16 protein-coding genes are annotated in these 20,843 nt (G+C 62.2%); 13 read left to right on the top strand and 3 right to left on the bottom strand.

Annotated elements, in window-relative coordinates; all coding sequences use genetic code 11:
- Positions 1-3 precede the first annotated feature (3 nt).
- From MYCSM_RS04505 to MYCSM_RS04475, 7 genes are all read left to right on the top strand, one after another.
- Positions 4-1,221: an RNA polymerase sigma factor gene (locus tag MYCSM_RS04505; RefSeq protein ID WP_015304952.1), complete on the top strand. Its 1,218-nt coding sequence runs from the start codon at positions 4-6 to the stop codon at positions 1,219-1,221.
- 190 nt (positions 1,222-1,411) lie between these two features.
- A complete protein-coding gene (locus MYCSM_RS04500; protein ID WP_015304951.1) occupies positions 1,412-1,735 on the top strand; it encodes a hypothetical protein in 324 nt (107 codons plus the stop codon).
- Positions 1,736-1,855: 120 nt separating this feature from the next.
- Positions 1,856-4,591 carry a helix-turn-helix transcriptional regulator gene (locus tag MYCSM_RS04495; RefSeq protein WP_015304950.1) on the top strand — a complete coding sequence of 912 codons (2,736 nt, stop codon included), beginning with the start codon at positions 1,856-1,858 and terminating at the stop codon, positions 4,589-4,591.
- Between the two features lie 334 nt (positions 4,592-4,925).
- Positions 4,926-5,279 (top strand): hypothetical protein, encoded by a 354-nt coding sequence (locus MYCSM_RS04490; protein ID WP_041311331.1) that lies wholly within the window; start codon positions 4,926-4,928, stop codon positions 5,277-5,279.
- Positions 5,280-5,298: 19 nt separating this feature from the next.
- On the top strand, positions 5,299-7,119 hold the full coding sequence (locus MYCSM_RS04485) for a DUF4012 domain-containing protein (protein WP_157681275.1): 1,821 nt from the start codon (positions 5,299-5,301) through the stop codon (positions 7,117-7,119).
- A gap of 326 nt (positions 7,120-7,445) precedes the next feature.
- A complete protein-coding gene (locus tag MYCSM_RS04480) occupies positions 7,446-8,888 on the top strand; it encodes a polysaccharide biosynthesis tyrosine autokinase (RefSeq protein WP_015304947.1) in 1,443 nt (480 codons plus the stop codon).
- 11 nt (positions 8,889-8,899) lie between these two features.
- Positions 8,900-9,802: a glycosyltransferase family 2 protein gene (locus tag MYCSM_RS04475; RefSeq protein ID WP_015304946.1), complete on the top strand. Its 903-nt coding sequence runs from the start codon at positions 8,900-8,902 to the stop codon at positions 9,800-9,802.
- Positions 9,803-9,833: 31 nt separating this feature from the next.
- Here MYCSM_RS04475 and MYCSM_RS04470 read toward each other — a convergent pair whose 3' ends face one another.
- Entirely contained in the window at positions 9,834-10,955 is a 1,122-nt protein-coding gene (locus MYCSM_RS04470; RefSeq protein WP_041311329.1) for an NAD-dependent epimerase/dehydratase family protein, read from the bottom strand.
- Positions 10,952-11,947, bottom strand: coding sequence for a Gfo/Idh/MocA family protein (locus tag MYCSM_RS04465; RefSeq protein WP_015304944.1), 996 nt, complete (start codon positions 11,945-11,947; stop codon positions 10,952-10,954). The genes MYCSM_RS04470 and MYCSM_RS04465 overlap by 4 nt, the downstream gene beginning before the upstream one ends.
- A gap of 221 nt (positions 11,948-12,168) precedes the next feature.
- Here MYCSM_RS04465 and MYCSM_RS04460 point away from each other — a divergent pair, with 221 nt between their 5' ends.
- Positions 12,169-13,698: a hypothetical protein gene (locus tag MYCSM_RS04460; protein ID WP_015304943.1), complete on the top strand. Its 1,530-nt coding sequence runs from the start codon at positions 12,169-12,171 to the stop codon at positions 13,696-13,698.
- A gap of 71 nt (positions 13,699-13,769) precedes the next feature.
- Positions 13,770-15,017 carry a lipopolysaccharide biosynthesis protein gene (locus tag MYCSM_RS04455; protein ID WP_015304942.1) on the top strand — a complete coding sequence of 416 codons (1,248 nt, stop codon included), beginning with the start codon at positions 13,770-13,772 and terminating at the stop codon, positions 15,015-15,017.
- Between the two features lie 40 nt (positions 15,018-15,057).
- Here MYCSM_RS04455 and MYCSM_RS04450 read toward each other — a convergent pair whose 3' ends face one another.
- On the bottom strand, positions 15,058-16,425 hold the full coding sequence (locus MYCSM_RS04450) for an O-antigen ligase family protein (RefSeq protein WP_015304941.1): 1,368 nt from the start codon (positions 16,423-16,425) through the stop codon (positions 15,058-15,060).
- 300 nt (positions 16,426-16,725) lie between these two features.
- On the opposite strand from MYCSM_RS04450, the gene MYCSM_RS04440 reads away from it, so the two are divergent.
- The 4 genes from MYCSM_RS04440 (at position 16,726) to MYCSM_RS35175 (ending at position 20,835) form a co-directional block, all read left to right on the top strand.
- On the top strand, positions 16,726-17,238 hold the full coding sequence (locus tag MYCSM_RS04440) for an arsenate reductase/protein-tyrosine-phosphatase family protein (protein WP_015304940.1): 513 nt from the start codon (positions 16,726-16,728) through the stop codon (positions 17,236-17,238).
- A gap of 327 nt (positions 17,239-17,565) precedes the next feature.
- On the top strand, positions 17,566-18,342 hold the full coding sequence (locus MYCSM_RS04435) for a class I SAM-dependent methyltransferase (RefSeq protein WP_157681273.1): 777 nt from the start codon (positions 17,566-17,568) through the stop codon (positions 18,340-18,342).
- A gap of 701 nt (positions 18,343-19,043) precedes the next feature.
- Entirely contained in the window at positions 19,044-19,709 is a 666-nt protein-coding gene (locus tag MYCSM_RS38040) for a glycosyltransferase (RefSeq protein WP_232425720.1), read from the top strand.
- Between the two features lie 19 nt (positions 19,710-19,728).
- Positions 19,729-20,835, top strand: coding sequence for a glycosyltransferase family 4 protein (locus MYCSM_RS35175; protein ID WP_015304937.1), 1,107 nt, complete (start codon positions 19,729-19,731; stop codon positions 20,833-20,835).
- Positions 20,836-20,843: the final 8 nt, after the last annotated feature.

Raw genomic sequence — 20,843 nt, 5'->3', positions numbered from 1 at the left:
TCAATGACCAACCTGGACGGCGTCTTTCGGCGCGAATGGGGACCTGCGGTTGCTGCGCTTGCGCGCTGGTCAGGCGACCTCACCGTCGCCGAGGACGCCGTCCAGGAGGCCTTCGCCGAGGCATTGCGTGCGTGGCCGCTCAACGGCGTGCCCGACAACCCCGGCGGATGGGTCGTGACGGTCGCCCGCAACCGCGCACTGGATCGGTTGCGACGCGAATCCGCGCGCCCTGGAAAGGAACTCGCAGCCGTGGTGGACAACATCCGGGCCCGCACCGACAGCGTCGACGTGCATCCCGTCCGTGACGACGAACTGCGGATGATGTTCACCTGCGCCCATCCCGCGCTCGACCCGACGTCACAGTTGGCGCTCACCCTACGGCTGATCTCGGGGCTCACCGTCGCCGAGATATCACGGGCGCTTCTGCAGTCTCAGTCGGCGGTCGGGCAGCGGATCACCCGCGCCAAGAACAAAATCCGGCACGCCAACATCCCGTTGCGAGTGCCCCCCGCCGAGTTGCTGCCGGAACGCACACCGCACGTGCTGGCGTGCATCTACTCGGTGTTTACCGAGGGCTACTGGTCAACGGCGGGCCCATCGGCGATTCGCGATGAGCTGTGCGACGAAGGTGTGCGACTGGCCGGTGAACTGTGCACGTTGATGCCAGACGATCGCGATGCGCAAGGCTTGGCAGCCCTTGTCCTACTGCATGATTCGCGACGACAGACCCGGGTCGACGCCGACGGCGCGCTGCTACCGCTCGAGGAACAGGACCGCAGCCGTTGGGATCGCGGTCGCATCGCCAGGGGCCTCGATCGGTTGGCGCACGCTGCGGGCGCCTTGGGCCCCTATCTGCCGCAAGCGGTGATCGCGGCACTGCACGCGACGGCGCCGAGTTGGCAGGAGACTGATTGGACCACGATCTGCGCGGCCTATGACCGGTTGATCGAGATCACCGACTCCCCGGTCGCGCGTGCGAATCGGGCGATGGCCATCGGCTTTCGCGACGGGTTCCCGGCCGGCCTTGCCGCCCTCGATGCTGTTTCCGACGATCCCCGGCTAGCAGGATCGAACACCGTCATCACGATCCGCGCAGACCTGCTGCGGCGCGCGGGCCGGCGCGACGAAGCACTCAGGTGGTATCGCGTGGCGCTGGACGGCAACGGTTCAGGCCCGGCGCGAGAGTTCCTGCAGCGCCGCCTCGCGGAGTGCGCGGGCTAGCGGTCGCTAGCCTCGTCCCGTGACCGCTGCTGTCGCAATCTTTAAATCCGGATGTCACGGCCGTCCGGTGGACATTGCACACGTGACCTGCTCGTATCTGATTGATGCGTGCCGTCATGCCCAGGTGACTGACAACCCGTAGGGAAACACCCGATTCCAGGACCGCGGTAACGCACTACCGTTCCGCCTCATGGATGCCACGGTTGATCCGGCGTATTACCTCGCCGAGTGGTATCTGCCGGAGATGACCGCGACGTCGGTCGATGAGGTGGTGGCAAAGCTTGACGCCGCCGCCACCGTTGTCAGCACAGAGGGCACCCCGATAAGACTGGTGGTCACGCTTTCCGTGCCGAGCGATGAAGTGCTGTACGGAGTCTTCGGTGCGCTGTCACCGGACGTGGTGTCGCAGACATGCCTGCGCGCCGGCGTGCCCTTTCAGCGGATTTCCGGCGACGTAGGAGCGCGAATACAGCTCAGCCCGACCTCTGAGGTTGCCGATATCGCACCCGTCTGACCGTTAATCGTTCCCGTGAAAGGGTGCTCTAGCTGCCAACCGCGGTGGTGCAATGCATCGCGGCGGCACCGTCGTTCGATGTACCCTCTGTTTGCTGCAGGCAAATGGGGGTGATCGTGAATGCCTGGCGTGGTCAGCCGTCCGCTGGAGATCCGGGCCATTTCGGAATTCCTGCAGTCAGCAGCACGCCAGCCGTCTGCACTGATCATTGAGGGCGAACCCGGGATCGGCAAGACAACGCTGTGGCTTTCGGCCGTCGAACGGGCACGCGACAACGGATGCCAGGTCTTCCGCGCACAGGCGGGCCGGGCGGAGTCGATGCTCGCTTATGCGGCGGTGACGGATCTGCTCCGCGACGTGGAGGAAACCGTCCTCGCCGACTTGCCGGATGTGCAGCGCCTCGCCGTCGACCGGGTGCTGCTGCGAGCCAGCAGCGAGGATCACACCACAGATCAACGCACTGTTGCCGCGGCCTTCGTTGCGGTTTTCGAACGCCTCACCGCTGAGTCACAAGTGTTGATCGCAATCGACGATGCGCAGTGGCTCGATCGGTCCAGCCAGGACGTGATCTCCTTCGCTGCCAGGCGGTTGAAGGGACCGGTCGGGTTATTGCTCACCGAACGGTCGGATGCAGGCCGCGAGGGCGCGGCGTCGTGGCTACAACTGATCCGACCCGACGGTGTCGAGAGGTTGCGTGTCGGACCATTGAGCCTCGGCGGGTTGCATGTGTTGATCTCCGGTCGCCTCGGCCGCTCGTTCCCACGACCGACGATGGTGCGTATCGCCGAAATCTCAGGGGGGAACCCGTTCTTCGCGCTCGAGCTGGCGCGCGCCGTCGAACTCGGCGCATCGAGTTCCCACAGCAGACTGCCCGCCTCACTGTCGGAGTTGATGCGGCTACGGATAGGGCGACTGGATCGGGATACGCGAAAGCTGTTGTTGGCGGCCGCTTCTGTCGCGGACCCAACGGTGGAATTACTCGCGGAGGTCTCCGGTTCCCCCGTCGACTCGCTCGATGAAGCGGAAGCCAAGGGCATCGTCGGGATCGACGGCAACGTGGTGCGTTTCACCCACCCGTTGCTGGCCCAGAGCGTCTACGCCGATGCAAGCGCGGCCGAACGGCGTGCCATGCACCGGTCCTTGGCGAAAACCGTGACGCTGCCCGAGCTGAGGGCCAGGCATATGGCGCTCGCGGCGTCCAGCGCGGACCCCGAGACATTGGAGGCCTTGGACATCGCAGCCGACGAAGCCGCCGCCCGTGGCGCGCCCGCAGCAGCGGCGGAGTTCGTGGAGCTCGCCATTGGTCTCGGCGGCGACAATGCACAACGCCGAATCAACGGTGCAGTAAACCATTTCAAGGCCGGGGACCCCGAACGGGCGCGGGCCTTGCTCGAACCGACACTGGATGGACTGGCTTCCGGGGCGCGGCGCGGGGCTGCACTCAACCTGCTCGCCGGAATACATTTGTATGACGACAACTGGAGCGAGGCCGTCGCTATTCTCGAGCGCGCATTGTCCGACGTCGAGGACGATCGCGCGCTGCTCGTGCAGACGCTGATCCTGCTGGCGTTCGGCCAACGAATGATCTCGAAGTACGAGGAGTCGTTGGCTACCGCGCGGAGGGCTGTCACCGAGGCTGAGCGAGTTGGCGATGCGGCGTTGGTCAGTAGCGCCCTGGCGATGTCAGTCCAGTTGAATTTCATGTTCGGCAACGGCGTCGACGAATTCACCCTGAGAAAGGCGGTGGAACTGGAGGATCCGGATGCCGACATGCTTATACCGTTCAGCGCCAGCATGATTGAAGGCTTGATACTTGCCTGGACGGGAGACTTGGACGCGGCATATTCCAGAATGGAGGCGCTACAACGCCGATGCACAGAGCGTGGCGCCGAGAACGACCTAACCGCCGTCGTCAGCTCTGAGGCGATGATCGAGAATTGGCGGGGAAACCTCCTAGAGGCCGATCGCCTTGCCGAAGAGGCCGTCCTGCGCGCCGAGCAGGGCAGCGGGTCGTTGGCGATCGCGCTATCCATCCAGGCCATGGTCATGGCTTACGTTGGGCGCGTGCAGGTTTCGCGTGATGCGGCCCGCCACGCATTGAAGATTGCGAGCCGAACTGATTCGCCACGCCTCGCGGAGTGGCCGATGATGACGCTCGGATTTCTGGAAGTATCGCTTGGCCACTATGCCGAAGCCCTGGATGAGCTTGCGGCGATGCAACGCACGTTTGAGGCGACCCCCGGCACGGAGATGATGACGGCGTCGTTCATCCCGGACGCTGTCGAGGCCATGATCTCGCTTGGCCGCAGCGGTGACGCCGAGGGGTTGATCGAGGCGCTCGAAAACAATGGTCGCCGGCTGGACCGGCCATGGATGCTGGCCGTCGGTGCCCGCTGCCGTGCCATGTGGTTGGCAGCCCAGGGGGATGTCGGCGCCGCCGATGCCAAAGCACAAGAAGCCATGGCTGCGCACGATCGACTACCGATGCCGTTCGAGCGGGCCCGTACTCAGTTGCTGCTCGGACAATTGCAGCGGCGTCAACGACAGAAGGAGCGCGCCCGGGCAACGCTGCGAGAGGCGCTGGAATCGTTTGAAGCGACCGGCGCGCCGCTGTGGGCCGGCCGCGTCCGGGCCGAGCTCGCGCGGGCCAAGGTCGTCCCGACAAACGACCTCTCGCTCACGCCGTCTGAGCGGCGCGTCGCCGAATTGGCGGCGTCGGGCATGACGAACAAGGACGTTGCGACGGCGTTGTTCATCAGCCGGAAAACAGTCGAGGCAAACCTCGCGCGCGTCTATCGCAAGCTCGGTATCAAGACGCGTGCCGAACTGGGCCGCGTCATTGGCCACGGACACTAGCGGGGAAACTCACGGCCGAGATCCAGCCGACCCCTCTGAGCAGCGCGCGCCCGTGCGCAGTCGTTGCGTTGCCAAGGAACCTTCCTGTTTGTTGACGCGAGCGACTATTTGTTCGCTACTTCGACCGCCCGTCGAAGCCGTCGAGTATCGATCTCACTTTGCTGAATTGATCTGCAGCTTGTTAAAACTAAAGGTTGACAGGCTGAACAGGAGTCTGCGATGCTAGCAGGAGCTCACTCGGGAGAAGGGCTGGGGGATAATGTCAAACATTGCTACGAAACTTCGATTCGGAGCTGCCGCATGTGCGGTCGCGAGCACTGTCACTTTCGCGCCGATGCCGGTCGCTCAAGCTGCACCTGTTGTGCCGGCGCCAGCGGCCCTTGGCTCGTCGCTCGCGTCGACCGCCTGCGTGCTTGGGGTTTTTAACGCCGCCAACTGCGCAGCCGGGACTGCCACCATTGGCAATTTCTTCTACCTCGGCGATGTCAATCCGAATCCGCCCCCTCGCACCGACATTCTCAGGTTCAATCCGACCCCGCTGTTTCTTCTGATTCCGATCATCGGTGTGCCGTTGGCCAGCTGGTGGAATTCGTTGAATGTCGAGGTTTGCATCGGGGGCCTCGGCGCGAGAATCGGTGGGCCCTACAGCGCCGGGACGCTCTCGGTGTCGGTCGGGTCTGGCTGCTAGCCCGACGCACGTGTTCTGAGTGCAAATTTTCTCGCGAGATCCGTTTGGCCGGGAGCCGGACGGCGACGATGCCGACGGTTCTGCGAGACCTCGGTTTCGGCGGATCGCTGTGGCCGCTGGTCTACTCCTGTTCTTAGCAATAGCGTTTGGATGCTGGCTGGGGTTTGAAGCCGTTCACGCGAGAGCCAACCTCGAAGACGCACGAATCAGCGGTCGGCAGGTCAAGGAAGCGCTGCTGAAAGGCAACTCCGCGGACGCGTCGCAATGGGCAGGCAAAGCACGTACGCAAGCGCAGACGGCTCGCGACTCCACTCATTCGTTGCCTTGGAACGTCGCGTCGTTCGTGCCGTGGCTGGGAGGGCCGTTCAAGACGGGCCAACAGATATCCGATGTCGTACTAGGCCTGACAGCCGATGTATTGCAGCCCTCGGCTCAAGTTGCCGCGGCGATCTCACCGGATCGGTTGCTCAAAGGCGGGAGCGTCGATGTGCGAGCGCTTCGCGACTCTGCCCCCAAATTGGACCAGATATCAGCCGCCGCGAATCATCTTGATGCTGACGCCGAAGCAATCTCACGCCCGACGTATCTTTCTTCTGTCCGCGACGCTCGCACGCAACTACAAGCGCAAACTGCTGAGCTATCGAAGTTGCTGAAAGACACGGCCCTCGCCGGACATTTAGTGCCCTCAATGATGGGCGCAGACGGTCCCCGCACCTACTTCATGGGTTTCCAGACCAACGCTGAAGCCCGGGGAACGGGTGGACTACTGGGCGGATACGGGATTCTTCGGTTCGATCACGGCACGCCGAAGGTGGAAAACCTGGGAGCGAACAGCGAACTCGATAAGCGATTTACTCCTTTCGACCTCGGCCCGGATTACAACACGCTGTACGCGACGGGCAACCCCACCACAGATTCTCGAAACAGCAATTTGAGCTCACACTTCCCGTATGCGGCACAAATCTGGAAATCGATGTGGATGCAGCAATCGGGCATGAACGTGGACGGAGTCATCGCGATCGATCCGGTCGCTCTGAGCTACATCCTCGGTGCTATCGGTTCCATTACGATGCCGGATGGTGTGTCGGTCACAAAGGACAACGTGGTCGAGTTAACGGAATCGGATGTCTACTTCCGCTTCCCGACGGACCAGATCGCGCGCAAGCAATATCTTCAGGATGTCGCTGGCGAAGTCGTAAAGAAAATGACGGGACCAATCGAGTCACCGCGCCAGCTGCTCGACGCACTCGGTAAGGCAGTAAGTGAAGGTCGTATCGCGGTTTGGAGCTCATCGCCTGCTGAGCAGCAGCTACTCGAAAAGACCCCGTTGGCACACATAATTCCAGACGATCCTGCGCCATATGTGGGGCTGGTCGTCAATAACTTTGGCGGAAACAAGCTCGATTATTATCTGAGGAGAAAAATCGAATACTCGGCCGATTCTTGTGATGGCGAAACCAGGAAAACGACCGTAACTGTTCGGTTGACGAATACCGCTCCGGAAGGTCCATTGCCCGACTACGTCGCCGGTCTGGGCCTACCTCCAGATCTTCCTATCCACGTGCCGAGTGGCACCAGCATCTCTTCAGTTGTGCTCATCGCGACCAAGAACGCGAAACTGGACAGTGCGATCGTCGATGGCAGGCGGAGGCCGGTCTTCACGGGCACGGAACGCGGTCACCCGGTCTTCGAAGTACAGGTGTCCATACCTCGCGGAGTCACAGCGGAGTTCAGGTTTCTGCTCACCGAGCCGACGGCTCCTGGCGCGCCGCGCATTCCGATTCAACCCCTTGTGGACAACGTGGTGCCGGTAGTGTCGGCGCCCGAATGCTCGGGATGAGTTGACAATCACTCCGCTCAGGTATACGGCACGCGTCGCCCAACTGGCAGCGCGCAAGCAAACCCTCCGCGGATTTAACGCAAGGTCGGTATCAAGACAAGCGCTGAACCCGCACCATCATGGACGACCTCTAACTCCCGTCTTGCAGCGCAAGTTGCGGCAATGCGCGAGTCAACGCCGCAACTATGCTTCGCGTCGGGTCGCTGCGTTCGCTGCCGCTAGCCGTTTCGAGGCCCTACTGAAAGCAAGAACTGTATACTCCAGCAAACCGCAGCTTCGGGTGACGCAGCGGCAGGGGCGGGCAAGTCAGCGACGAGGGGGCCGCATTGAATATTCACGAATTCCTGCGACTGTTGCGTTCGCGTTGGCTCATCATCTGCGCCACTACGGCCGTCGCCGTCGGGGGAGCCGTCGCGCTCAATGCGCTAACGACCCCGCTCTACGAAGGCTCGACCAGGCTCTTTGTGTCGACCACGTCCGGCGCGTCCGCAAGCGAGGCGTATCAGGGCACTCTTTTTTCCCAACAGCGCGTACTCTCCTACACCAAGCTACTTATGGGCGAGACGCTGGCTCAGCGAACTGTCGACAAGCTGCAGCTCGATATGAGCGCGGACAGCCTACGGGCAAAAGTCAAGGCCACCTCGGCGCCCGATACCGTCCTGATTGACGTGTCGGTCCTTGACCCATCACGTGTCCGGGCACGCGACATCGCGAACGCACTGTCGGACGAGTTTGTCGTAATGGTGAGCGAGTTGGAGACTCCGGCTGGAAGTGAGAAGCCCGATGCACGTGTTGTCGTCGAGCAACACGCGTCGCTTCCCGCCAGCCCGGTAGTCCCAAAAACGACTCGCAACATTTTAATCGCCCTCGCACTGGGTGTGCTGTTGGGAATTGGTCTTGCCGTTCTCCGTGATCGATTTGACAACACCCTCAAGGACAGACAAAGTCTCGAAGAGACTACGGGTGTCGGACTCGTCGCCAGCATTCCACTCGACAGAGACCGCAAGAAGGATCCCGCGATATCGTTCAATAGCGATCGCTCGGCAATAGCTGAAGCATTTCGCGAGCTCCGGACCAACTTGCAGTTTCTCGAGGTCGATGACCCGCCGCGCATCCTCTTAATCACCGGTTCGCTGCCAAGCGAAGGTAAGAGCACTACTGCGATAAACATCGCGCTGGCGTTGGCCGAAGGTGATAACAGTGTGGTGCTAGTCGATGGTGATATGCGACGCCCTACATTGGCCGAGTACCTCGGTCTGATCGGGAATGTCGGCTTCAGCACGGTGCTGGCTGGCCGAGCGACGATTCATGAGGTAGTGCAGAAGACGACATTCCCTGGACTGAGCGTACTGACCTCGGGGGAAATCCCGCCCAACCCCAGCGAACTACTCGGGTCACTGGCAGCCAAGAAGGTACTCAGCGAACTGCGCGCGGACTTCGACTATGTCATCGTGGATTCGTCTCCGCTGCTGGCGGTCACGGATGCGGCGGTTTTGGCGGCCGCTGCCGACGGCGTGCTTCTGATCTGTCGATTCGGTAAGACCAAGCGCGAGCAGCTCGCACACGCTGTTGGAAACCTCAGAAACGTCGGAGCGCGAATCCTCGGCGCGGTATTTACGATGACCCCCGCACGCGGAAATTCGTCGTACAACTACAGTTACTACGGCGGTGTCGACAATTCGCCGGCTATTCTCTCGCGCCCGAAGAACGGGAAACGGCATCGCCGCGAGGTTGGGCCCTCAAACCGCATTTCGGGCGCGACTAGCTAGGTATTGGTGCAATGCCGCGCGTCTCTGTCGTGCTGATCTTCCTGAATGAAGAGCGCTTTCTCGAAGAAGCGGTACAGAGCGTTCGCGACCAGCGGCTGGGGGACTTTGAGCTGATCCTCGTCGACGACGGCTCAACAGATCGGAGCACACTGATAGCTCGCGAGCTAGCGGCGAGCGACGACAAGATCCGCTATGTCGACCATCCTGGCCACGAAAACTGCGGGATGAGCGCGTCGCGCAACCTCGGCGTCGCTCACGCCACCGCGCCCTGCATTGCCTTTCTCGACGCGGATGACGTCTGGATGCCGGATAAGCTGTCCGAACAAGTCGACCTGCTGGACAACATGCCGGACGTGGCAATGGTCGTAGGCGCTATACAGTACTGGTACAGCTGGGCGCCGGGATCAACCAAAGCGGACCGCGACGTGCTGACAGGTGGGATGGCCGACCGGCGCCTCGAACCCCCGGAGGCGTTATTGGCCCTGCACCCGCTGGGTCCTGCCAGCGGGGCAGGGGTGACTGGGGTGGTCAGGCGTAGCGCTTTCGACGCGGTCGGCGGGTTCGAAGTGCCCTTCCGCGGACTGTTCGAGGACCAGGCTTTCCTCGCGAAGATCTTCTTGCGCTATCCCATCTACATCTCTTCGCGATGCTCGTACCGCTACCGACAGCACGACACCTCGTGCGTTGGGCGAACCAGCCGGACCGACCACCTACGTCTGCGCGGCGCCTACCTCGCCTGGTTGGAGAAATTTGTCGGGCCGCACGGGGACGAACGTGTTGTCGCAGCTGTTCGACGCGCACGCCGCGAACTCCCGTACAGGCGGCTCACGGCGCCGGCATACGAAATGTACGACCGCTTTCCCGAGGAACTCAAGGGGCGGTTGCGTGCCCTCACCGGGCGGAGCGTGGAATAGCGCAAACCAAAGCTGGGCTGGCCAGAGGTGGTTATCTGATCGCGAATCCCGCCTCGGACACCCACCGTTCCATCCGGGCGAGCGCCTCGCCATCCGCGACCGGCCGCGACCAATCCGACACCACATGACTGCGGAACTCGTGCTCACTCGACAGAATGGCGAGCAGGTCGCGGTCCTCGGGCACCTCAAACGGATCTACCGAGACGTCCGCGCCGAGCGCTGTCTTGGTTGCGAATATAGCCGCGTCGATCGCCTCGTCTACCTCAACTCGCGCCAGCGATCGCCGTACTAGGCGCCCGATCGGCCCGCCGTAGAGCATCTTGAGGGTTCCGGCGATTGCGGGACGGGCAGTCGCGCGCGTAGGCGCAGCCGTCGGGGCCGCCAGTACCGGCATGACCCCGATCGCCTCGGCAAAGCGTGCGATGAGTGTCGACCAGCGCAGCGCGCTCAGGTCCGCGAAGTGATGGTATCGGCCGATTTCCTGTCCTGAGGACACCGGCGCGGCCACCAAGTGGCCCAGGTAGGACGCGATGTTCTGCGCGAACGCGGCGTTTGAGTACCCGTCTCGCCCCGCTACGCCGACTGGTCGTCCGTCGAGGAGTCGCTGCGCGAGATTGGCCGTCCACCCGGGCGCCCCTTCACCGACGATGTTCCCAAGCCGGACGATGTCGAGCCGATATCGCGCGCGAGACTGCAGCTCCTCGAGCAGCAGCTCCGCATCGACCTTGGACTCGACGTAGGCGTCGCCGGCGCGCCGAACTGCACGCACAGGCCGCGGTCGCTCGCTGAACTCGTAGCCGAAGACCGCCTGCGTGCTTACGTGAACCAGACGGGCGGCGCCAAGCTGCGCCGCAGCGTCGTGGATGCGTTGCATGAGCAGCGCGTTTTGCCGGAAGAGCCGATGGGGCTTCTCTACCTTGATGTAGGCCAGGTTCAAGACAGCCTCCGCCTGACCGGCGGCAGCCAGCTGATCCGGCGCAATGACCGTGATCCGGTCCTTCCACGGGTGAAGCAGGATCTCGCTCACAGCTGGATTGCGCGTCACGGCCAGAACTCGGTAGCTACGCGCGAGCAGATCGTCGAGCACATATTGTCCGAGGTAGCTTGTCGCCCCGAAGAGCACGACCGTTGGCGGTGACATGAGCGGTGTCACGCGCAGGCCAGGGTATCGAGCAGCTGAGTGAGTGTGACAAACCGCGATCCCTCGAGCAGGGCGACGACATCTTGGTGACCAGAGGGATTCGCCAGCGCTTCGTGCTCCAAGCGAAAGCAACCGGCCGCGTCGGCGGGGCGTGGCACGGCGAGCGGCAGGTCGACGCGCATGGCGCGCTTGCCAGCGACGGTCGTTGGCTGCTGCGCAAACCCGCCGCCGACAACGAGCGATGCGTGCTCGCCGTGCAGCATCACGCTCCGAGGCAGCGCCTCTGTGCGACTCACGCGGAAGTCGACGGGAAGCTCACTTCCCTCTCGGCACAGTCGGAAGCGCGCGCGGAAATTGTGCGACGGCTCGGTGTCCCGATCGCGCACGACCGATTCGACGGCTGTGCCAGGCGCCGCTCCAGGATCGTCGAGGTCGAGCAGAAACAGCAGCGTGTCCAGCACGTGCGCGCCCGTGTCGTATAGCACGCCACCTAATGGGCTCCTGACCACGTACGAAGACGCAGCGGGCCACTCCCACCGAGCGCCCTCGCGCGCCTCTGCGGCGCGAATGTTGCCGAGAACGCCCGAGCGCACAATCTCACGAGCCACCTGGATCGCCGGGTAGAGGCGCCTCACGTGCCCAACGAGCACACGAGCGTTGCCCGCGCGCGCGGCGTCGAGCAGCTTCTCGGCGTCTGCGAGTGTCGGGGCGAACGGCTTCTCAATGAGAACGCTTCGCCCGGCCGACAGGTAGGGCAGGGCGAGCTCCGCGTGGAACTCGGGCGGGGTGGCGATTAACGCCACGTCAGCGCCCGAGACCCCGGCTTGGCTGATACTGGCGGCAGCAGTCGCGCGGAGGCGCTTCGCCACCCGCGCGGCTCTGTCGGGCGCGGTGTCGATGCACGCGCGGATGGTGACGAGCCCTTCGATCCGAAGGCGGTTGAGAACCGGGGCATGCTGCTGCGCCACCACCTCTCCACAGCCGACGATGTCATAACGCAGCACGCCAACACCGTACGCCAGCGGCCAGCAACGGACCCGGAGAAACTGTGAACGCGCTGGTCAAAGGTAGACAATCTACGCCGGGCACGGATTTTGGCAACGCCCCCGTCGAAATAATGCGCCTGGTCACGGGACACGGATAGGCATGGTGAGCTACTCTTTTCGTAGCACGATGGGGGGCATACCGCTATTTCGCGTATGCCATAGCGGACAGGGTGGATGATGTGGCTAGCAAGCACAAGATGATCTTGTTCGAAGTAAATGAAATACCGTTCAGAATCCTTGACGATTACGTTGCAGAGCGTCCACGAAGTCACCTCGCAGAATTACTGGCTACGTCAAAGCAGCTGTCCACGGTCTGTGAGGATCAGGTGGAATTGGACCCGTGGATCAGCTGGCCGACGCTACACCGCGGGGTAATCGACGAGGAACATCAGATCTTGCATCTCGGGCAATCGCTCGACGTCGCCGAGCAGCACTACCCACCGATCTGGCGCTTGCTGTCTTCACAGGGAGTCAAGGTCGGCGTAATGGGCTCACTCCACAGCTCCAGCGTTCCCGACGATGTGGACGATTATGCGTTTTACGTCCCAGACTTCTTTGCCCACGAATCATTCGCGCACCCACCGGACCTGGTCGCATTCCAGCAATTCAATCTGCTCATGACCAGAAAATCAGCTCGAAATGTCGACACAGCGTTGCCGCTGAGATCTGCCGGCAAATTTCTCAGGTACTACACGACTCATGGCCTGTCACGAACCTCCGTACAAGCGACGCTCAAAGAGCTCTTGGCGGAATCGTTTCATCGACACCTTCGCTGTCGCAGACGATCCATTCAGCCCCTGATATCGCTCGATGTCTTCCTACACCTAATGCACCGCACCCGACCAGATTTTGCGACTCTCTATACAAATCACGTTGCGGCGGCCATGCACCGATACTGGGCGGCAGCATACCCGGACGATCCGGGCGGAACGGTAATGCCCGACGATTGGCGTCGACTGTATAAGCACGAGATCACGTATGCGATGGATTGCCTCGACCTAATGCTTGGACGCCTCGTGAAGTTCGCGAAAAGGAACGACTACATGCTGCTGGTGTGTGGAAGCATGGGGCAAGCCGCACACAAATCTGAAGCGACGAGCGGTTTCGTGACTATCGTTGATCTCGAGCAGTTCATGACCAGAATGGGGCTGTCGCGATCGCACTGGACTGAGCGTTACACGATGGCTCCTTGTGTGAGTGTGACCGTTGACCCACGCATGGCGGACGCATTTGAAGAGCGGCTCCGTAGCATCTCGTGTGACGGCAAAAACATGGTGTCAGCGAACCGCGAGGTTCCACCGCTGAGCTACGACCGTTCAAGCGAGACTTTCCACTTATTTGTGTATTTTGAACGATACGTTGGACAACGTGCAGCCGAGTTCGCCGGCGCGCCCGTGCCATTTGAATGGCTCGGCTGGGGCTTCCACGAACACCAGGATAATATCGACTGCTCTGCGCGGCACACTCCGCATGGGTTATTGCTGGTCTACAACCCCGGCGTGCGAAAGGCAGAAGGAAATCACCGCGCCCCGATTTCGACGCTCGACATTGCGCCGACCCTACTGGATTATTTTGGTCTCCCCGTTCCGAGCTATATGCACCCTCCAGATCCGAAAATACTCGATCCGGCGGCTATCGGAACCGACGTAGCGGTCACTGCATTAGGAGGCGGCGTCGAAGAACCGGTCAAGCGAGAAGTGCGCAGGTAGCGGAGTGCCCGACGCCCCGGCTCGTATGAGCCAGGTCGCATCTTGGGACGAGCCGGAGGGACCTTGCCGCAATGCCCAGCCATAGGCGTTCTGGCCCCGCTCCCTCCCGGCCAAGGGACGTAAGGGCGGCCATTGAACTCGGATTGGCCACCATGCTCGGGCCGGTTGGCGGCTTTGTCGCAAACATCGTATTTGCGCGGACGCTGGGTGCCAGCGGGCGGGGTGATCTCGCCGCGATCGTTGCTGCGCTGGCGGTATGCGAGGCGATATTGGCTGTCGCGCTATCGGACATCTTGGCCCGCCATATTGCAAAAGGTGACATACCTGTCGGCGCCCAGCGCACCCTGGTCACAGGCGCCGTGGTGGTGTCGCTCATTCCAGGCGTGCTTGTGGCGATTTATTGCCACATCTGGCACTTCTCTTGGCCCGTCGCGGTCGCTGCCGGATTGGTCGTTCCCCTGACAACCGGCACCGTGATCGGGAGGGGCGTCCTGTTGGGCCGTCACGCTTACCGAAAGCTGACTCTGTCCCAAATCGTCGGCGGCGTCATCCGTCTTTTGGCCCCGCTGACGCTGCTTCTGGTCGAACATCCGACCGAGAACCTCGGATTGGTCGTCGTACTCAGTTGGAGTGTGGCAACGGCAATTCCCATTTTGGCGAGTCGACCGTTTGCCGAAAACGCTGCCGCCATTCGTGACGTATGGCCAATCTTGCGGGCGTCGCTGATTATTTGGCCTGTGCACATGGCTTGGTTACTTCATGTGTATTTGGATCAGCTCGTTCTTGCAGCCTTCGTATCGCCCGCAGACCTGGGCTTATACGCTGTCTGCGTAGGTATCGCGCAAGCCCCGGCTGCGCTCGCGAGTGGCCCGCGCCAGGTTCTTCTGGCACGAGCTGCAAAGTCACAAAACTTGGACGAAATTCCGAAGGTCGCGCAGGCCGTCCTCGCGATTGCTGTGGTCAGCGGGGCCATTTCCGCATATTTCGCAGGACCATTACTGGCAGCTGTCTTCGGGCCGGAGTTCGGAGGGACTTCGCTGGTGCTCGGCTTACTACTGGCCGCCACCGGCTTTGACATCGCCCTGGGGCTGTTCAACACAGGTCTCGTCGCGGTTGGCCGCCTGCGGTCTGCGGCGATTAACCAGTCCGTCGGGCTGTTGGTGACTGTCGTGGTCCTTCCTATCGCCGTAGCTTCCGGCGGTGGCATTTTGTCAGCCGCGATCATCAGGTTGGTCTCATCTGCCGCCGCGTGCTTCTCCGCACGTATCGACGTTCTGCGCTTCTGCCGATCTCAACCAATCAAGTCGGAGCAATTGTGATCCGCTCTCGTGCGTGGTCTGGGTTCGTGGCTTGGCCTCTTCAACTCGGTCGGGGAGTGCGCTGTTGCCTCCAGGCCACCATGTGAAACCCTGCCATCTTGAGCGGAACCTGCAGGTCCGCACCATTGTGGGCGTCTGCAACTTGTTTCGCCGCCGGCAAACCGCCTCGTCGGGGGTGAGAAGGTGGCGACTCTGATCCTGGTCGTAGACGAGTGCCGAGCCGACCCGCCAATATGCCGTCCGCCAACCCCATTGGGAGAACCAAAAAAACCATGCCGGGGTAGCTGAGAGTTAGACCGCCCAAGACGATCACCGCGCCCATTATCGCGTATGGCTCCGATCTGCGGCGGAAAAAGCACGCGAGACACGCCAGGATGGTTAGGGCAATAGCCAGCCCAACGATACCGCCCTGACCGAATAATGTCGCGAAGGTATTGTGTGCCGCCTTTGCAACCTCAGTTTGTTCGAATGTTCCAACGCCAACTGGAAAATGCTTCATACCGAGGTTGATCCAAGACTCGAGCAATTGACGACGTTCTCTTGCAACAAAAGCATCGACCGCATGTCCGGTCCGCACACTATTTTGGATGCCAGCTCCGATGAGAAATGCTTGGACTGCCCGATCGCGTTGGCCGCCAACGTTGAATGCAAACAGCGCGACCAAGCAGACCGCTACCAAGATTACGGTCTTGCGTCCTCTGGTCATGGGGCCCGCACTTCTCGTCGACGGACGCATCATTACCGAAACTGCCAGGGCCACAACCGCAAGAAGAATCCCTGCACGCGAATTGGTGGCATAGAGGCCCAACGCAAGAACCACGAGAGCTGGCCCACGTAGCCGCGCGAATCGCCAACTCACAATCAACGGAACAACGCTTGCCAGCAGAATAGCCAAGAAATTGGGGTCGGCCAGAAAACCAGCACCGCGGAGGTCGCCCGAGGCCGTCGTGGAATAGCCCCACCGGTCGCGCCCCACAGGTCCCAGGATGCCAAACCGTTGGAGGGCCGCGACTGCCGAACTTGCAAGCGCGAATATCACCAGCATGTCAGTCAATTTGAGGCGCTGTTCATCGCTGGCGAGGGCACGGGCAAGCAACACCATTCCAGCGAGGGATACCAGCTCGAGGGCCAATCGCTTCCACGGCTCAAATGTGTCGATATTTGGCAAGAAGAATATTGGAAATAGGATGTAGAGGGGAAGAAGCAAATACATTGCGGCACAAAAAGGGGTCCGAACGCCGCCGCGCCCTAAAAGCAGTAAGGGGATGATCAACACCGCGACCAATCGACTCGAATTACCGATTAGTGGCAGAGGAACATCCACGAACAACAACAGGCAGACCGCGACTATGGCGAGGGTTGCATGTTCGACTCTGCGATCCTCTCGCAGTGAGCCGGACTCATCCATCTCGCCCCCTTTGCCCAACTTCCGGATGCAGTTGTCTCACTTTACCGGCCGAGGCCCGCTCAGCGGGCCGAACGGGGACGACCGGACGATTCGCCATGGTTTGCCACGCCGCGAGATGATTCAGGCTCTCGATCTGTGGGTCTCGGTGTGCACCGACTTCTGCGTTCGCCCCGATGGGGACCAGTGCGACTGGCACACGGATACTGAGTGCAAGTCCGATGAAGGATCCCCACGCCGTCTCGCGGACGCCACCGGGAATCCGGACTCGTAAACGTCCAAATTTCATGCGAGGAGTTTGCTCTGCACATCCTGTTCGTCTGCACTGGAAACGTCTGCCGATCCCCTACGGCGGAACGTCTAGCTGTCGCGCACTGCACTCGATCCCAAGAATTCCGAGCGTCGAGTGCGGGTACCCGCGCGGTAACAGGGCAACCGATTCAGCCCTGGGCAGCGCGTGTCCTCGAGCAGTTGGGTGGTGACGCATCGGACTTCGCCGCGCGACAGCTCACGGCGAAGATCGCCGCCGAGGCGGATCTTGTCATCACGATGACGAGGGCACACCGCAACGCTGTTCTCAAGTTTGCCCCGCAACAACTCCACCGCACCTTCACATTGAGCGAGGCTGCCCATCTCGCATCGGAGTGCAACGCGCGAAATATCGAGGATCTCGCCACGCTCCGCCCGCGGCTCCCCGCGGGCGGGTCGCCGGATATTCCGGACCCGATCGGTCAGGATGAGGCATTCTTCGCGATGGTCGGGGCACAGATCGCCGACCTCCTGCCGCCCATACTCGAGCTTTGCCGGCGCGATTGACACTGCTCGATCACCTAGGCTGTTCCGCACCTGTGGTGCGAGGAGGGGCGCTATGCTCGTCATGTTTGCTACGCCATCGAGACTTAGAGCAGCGACCATTCGACCCGTAGGGGAAGCCATGCCGCAATCCCTGACGGACGCTAAGGTCCGTCCGCGACCCAGCGGGGCTCGGCACCGGTGACCGAGGCAGAGCAGGGTCCTGACTCTGCGGTTCCCGCGCACCACGGACGTAGACCCTCCCGTGCGGGCTTCGCACAGGCCCTCAATCATTGGGTGCGCCGATGGGTGCCCTCGACTGCGTTGCTGTCGCGAGGCTGGGTGTTCCGCGTGACCTCGTGGTTGCCCGACCTCTTCGCCCGAGCGATCCTCGGCCTCCTCACCCGCCAGCCGCTGCCGCCGCTGCGCCTCATCGTGCGAACCGGCGTCGGAAACTCGATCTTGTTTCCGCACTACTACTACCTGACGGCATCGGCTCCCATCTGGATGTACTTCTTCGCGAATCGTTACGCGGGCCTCGATTCCACGATCGTGGACATCGGGTCCGGCGTCGGGAAGAGTGCGGTCGGCCTGCGCGACGGCGACTACATGGGCGAACGCTTTCGCGGACGCTACCTTGGCTTCGACGTCGATCCCGAGATGGTCGCCTGGTGCCGGGCCCACTTCCCGGCCGATCGCTTCTCGTTCACGCGGGTAGACGTGGCGAGCACTGTGTACAACCCGGGCGGCTCGGCCTCGCGACCGCCCTTGGATTGTCCCGACGGCACCGCGGACCTGGTGTTCTCGCAATCCCTGTTCTCGCATCTGCTCGAGGAGGATCTGCGCCACTACCTCGCGGAAAGCCACCGCATGTTGAAGCCTGGCGGCTGGATGCTCATGACGTTCTTCTGCCTCGACGACCTCGAACGCCTCGGCCTGATGGAGGGCCGCTGGACGTTCAGTCATTCCGTCGGCCCCGCGCGGGTGGAGAACCCGCGCTATCCCGAAAGCGCGGTCGCGTACACGCGGGCGTGGATGATCGAGGCGGCGCGGTCTGCCGGATTCGCCGAGGCGAATGTAATTCTGCCGAACTACCAGAGCACCATCGCCTGCCGGAAGGGTGCTTAGCGCTGCCGCGGGTGTCACTATGTGCCTCCAGAACTGGTCTTTGCTGCACGACGTGTGGAACTCGTGGGCGGGTCGGGACAGAAGTGAAGGGCGGGAGTCGCTTGTTGACGCCCCGCGGCCTAGGAGTTATCGACAGAACGGCGTCAGTTCAGGCCATCCATAAAGCACGGCTAGCGTTGAACCACATCCTCCGACCGCGCCATGAGAGGGCGCGGATTCCCCGACCATACGCACTACCAAGCACGTATCCTGTTTGCCAGGACCGCGCAGGAGCTGGCAAGAGCACTCACAGTGGGCTGGAAGTAGGGGGACGGACCGCAATGGGTTCTAGAAGGGCTTCGCCGGTGTATGTGGACACCCGCGAGGCCGGTGCCCACATACGCTATGGCGTTAACCACGGTATAGCACGCTACGCGCGAGAGGTCATCCCTCGTCTAACCATTCAATGGGTAGCGTTCGACCGACCCTTTAGGCCGTCCACGCCCATGGATGCGCTCAATCCGAACCGCGCCCGGCTTCCCAGTTCCGCGTTGCTGTACAGCCCCGGGTACAGCGCGGGACTCGCCAGGTGTACTCAGCTGCTGACGATTCATGACCTGACTCACCTGCGGACGCAAGATTCCCGGTTGTCGCACGTAACCCGTGTGTACTACGAGGGAGTGGTGAAACCCGCTGTCAGGCGGGCACGTCATGTTTTGACGGTGTCCGAAACATCTGCCGACGAGATTCGGAACTGGCTCGATGATGACAGCGTGACTGTCCACAACGCTGGAATTGGGTGTTCAAGTGCGTACACGCGCGAGGGGCCCGCGAGCACATTTGACCGCCCCTATTTTCTGTATGTAGGAAATTTCAAGCCTCACAAGAACCCGCGTCCGCTATTCGAAGCGATGACTTCTTTTCAAGATCACCTTCTCGTCGTCGTATCGGCGGACGCGGACGTCGCCGCCGTGAGGGCATTGGCGGGACAGTACGGGCTCAATGACCGCCTGAGGATCCGAACAGCGGTCAGCGACGAAGCGCTTGCGGCGCTGTATCGGGGCTCCGATGCGCTGGTGTTCCCATCCGTATGGGAAGGGTTCGGACTACCTGTACTCGAAGCACTGATGACGGGCACGAAGGTGGTTTACTTCAGCGGAGCGGCCTCCGTGTCCGAGATTTGTCAGCATGGCCAGTTCGCAGTTGAAAACTCCTCCGATGCAAGGGAATTCAGTAGCCAGATGGCATTGGCGATCGATTCCTCATTTACCTGCCCAACCGATCTCACACAGTTCCGCTGGGAAACCGTTGCAGCCAAAGTCGAATCGCTAATCCGTCACTTCCAGCACCGGTCAGGCGTGCCGAAACAAGAGTCTCGCCACCCATGAGCCCAGGATCGACGGCTCCATGATGGAGACCAAAGGGCATCGCCCGGTGCTGGTGACCACGCACTATCCGCCGCTAGTCGGTGGAGCGGCAACATACTTCTCGCTGCTCGCTCAAACGCTGGCGGCACGTGGCGCAGACGTGACGGTGCTAACCACGCGGCAATCGAACCTTCCGGCCGTGGAGCACGGCGCCGTCGACGTCTGGCGCGTGATTCCGAGTCTCAATAGCGCGCCGACAGCGATTCGCCAGTGGGTGCAGGCCGCGGCGACCTTCATCACGCTGGCCCTGCTCAGGCTTTGCGGCCGCGGCCGAATCGCGCACGTCCACGGCAGCAAGTCAGTGACGGTCGGGACGGCGGCGTTCAGCGTGGTGGCTCGCGTGCCCGTGGTGTATGACGTACAGGACTTCTTTTCTCGGCCGACGGTCATTCGCCGCGGCGTCAGGCCGCAGTACACCGCCGCCGGGAATCCAATCGCCGATCGACTCGCGGCGCTCGGGATCGCGCGCGATCGCGTGCTCGTCCTGCCGTCAATCCCCGACGACCAGGCGCGGGCGCCGGTCGCCCCACGCTCGAGCGGCGGTCCGTGCCGATGCCTCTTCGTTGGCGAGCTAAACCACGCGGTCAAGGGGACGGATCTACTCATAAGCGCGTTTGCCCGGGTGCACGAAGTCGAACCGGCAGCACGACTCGATGTCGTGGGCGACGGTCCGGACCGTGCGGTCGACGAGGCGTTCGTCCGCGACCACGGGCTCGACGCGGTCGTGCGGTTTCGTGGCACGATGCCGGCCCAAGGAGTGCTCGACGCGATCGACGCCGCCGACGTGGTCGTGATGGCTTCCCGGTCTGAAGGCATGCCGCGGACCATTCTCGAGGCGTTCGCACGCGGTGTACCAGTGATCGCGCCCAGGGTCGGCGGCATCCCCGAAGCGGTCCGCGATGGCGAGACCGGCCTGCTCGTCACCCCTGACGATCCGGCGGCGCTCGCCGACGCACTCCTGCGATTGATCGGCGATCCGGCTCTGCGCCAGGCGCTCGGCGCGCGCGGACGCGCGTGGGTCGACCACCTCCCGACCTGGGACGGGTTGGGCGCGCTTGTCGAGTCGGTCTACGACCGCGTCCGCTAGGCCAGAGC

The organism is Mycobacterium sp. JS623 (genome assembly GCF_000328565.1).
In the GTDB taxonomy this organism is placed as follows: domain Bacteria; phylum Actinomycetota; class Actinomycetes; order Mycobacteriales; family Mycobacteriaceae; genus Mycobacterium.
This window is presented reverse-complemented; position numbering and strand designations above follow the sequence as displayed.